Source organism: Corallococcus praedator (assembly GCF_003612125.1).
Taxonomy (GTDB): domain Bacteria; phylum Myxococcota; class Myxococcia; order Myxococcales; family Myxococcaceae; genus Corallococcus; species Corallococcus praedator.
In genome coordinates this window covers 1-1,339 of record NZ_RAWI01000754.1, presented here as the reverse complement: position 1 = coordinate 1,339, position 1,339 = coordinate 1, and the positions used below count along the sequence as shown (strand labels likewise).

The 1,339-nt window shown below is 70.3% G+C and carries 1 protein-coding gene; it reads left to right on the top strand.

Annotated elements, in window-relative coordinates; all coding sequences use genetic code 11:
• Window positions 1-135 precede the first annotated feature (135 nt).
• A partial coding sequence (locus tag D7Y13_RS41485; RefSeq protein WP_120631062.1) for a DUF2380 domain-containing protein occupies window positions 136-1,339 on the top strand: 1,204 nt, incomplete at its 3' end.

The following is a 1,339-nucleotide window of genomic DNA, read 5'->3' as shown; positions in this document are numbered from 1 at the left end:
GGGCCGCCGAAGCCCGCTGGCGATTGCTGGGCGGAAAGCTCTACGCGATGGGGACGGGTGGCACGCTGCTCTTCCCCACGCCGGAAGGGACGCTGCGGCCGGGGGCGTTCGCCTCGGTGGGCCTGGGGGTGGACGATGCGCGCTGACGCCCTGGTGCTGACGCTGGTGTTGCTGGCCACGGGATGCGCCTCCGTGTCGCAGGTGCCTGGGCGTGGCCGAGGCTTGAGCTACACGCCGCGAGAGGCCACCTCGCCCGCGTGGGTGGATGCTCCGAACGATGAGCCCCCGCGCGCCTGGAACTCCCTCCCGCGCGCTCTTGCCGGGCCCGAGCAACGGCTCCTGCGCCGCCAGCAGTCGCGTGACGACGTGACAGCCGTGGGAGACGTCAGCAGGGAGGCAGCCGCTGGGGGCGGGGCCTGGAGTGCTGCATCGACGCGGCAGGCAGTCCTCGACGCCACGAACGAAGTGAAGAGCTCCCTGCGCAACGTCGAGGCCGCGTTCACCCAGCTGGCGGCCCGTCCTCCGGACCTTGGCGGATGGGGCCTCACGGGTGCCTTCACTCGCTACCTCGACCAAGGCTCCAAGCAGGTGACGTGGCTTCATGCCGCGCTTGGGAGCGCCACCGTGTTGACGGATGCGGCCTCGGAAGTCGGCGACACGGACATGGAACTGGGCCTCCTGCGGATGACGGGGCCAAAGCTCCAGGCAGCTCAATTCGGAACCCTTCTGCTGGCCACCTGGGTGGACTTCCTCCACCTCGCGGACGCCGTGCTCCGTCACTGCCCCATGTGCAGCGCCGAGAAGCTCTTCGTGGACCTTCATCGCGTGCAGGGGCTGATGGAGCCCACGCTCACGGACCTCGCCTCACTGGACCCGGAGCGGGTGGAGGCGGCGACGACCGCGATGCCCGAGCGGATGGGGAAGCTGACGCGTGAGTTCGACACGCTCCAGCGGGAGACCCGCGAGACCCTGAAGCTTGGCGGGCAGGTCATCGCGGCGATGCAGGCGGTGGAGATGGTCGCGATGATCTCCACGATGAAGATGGCCCTGCCGCGCGGGCCGCCCTCGGCCCCCATGACGCTGGGCGTGGGCCTCGTGATGAGTTCGGGTGGCGTCATGGTGGGCTCGCGGATGGTGGTCTCCGCCGAGTGGGTGGAGATGATGCGAAGGCTCGTGCAGGCGGGCGTCATCTCCGTTCCCGCCGTCGGTGCGGCCGTCCTCATTCATGGCGGACAGGTCACGATGGCCCAGGCTCACCAGGACCTGCCCAAGGGCGTGCGCGACGCGCTGGGGGACAGCCCGGAGGTGCGTGGCATGCAGGTGACGGGCAGGGCGGGGG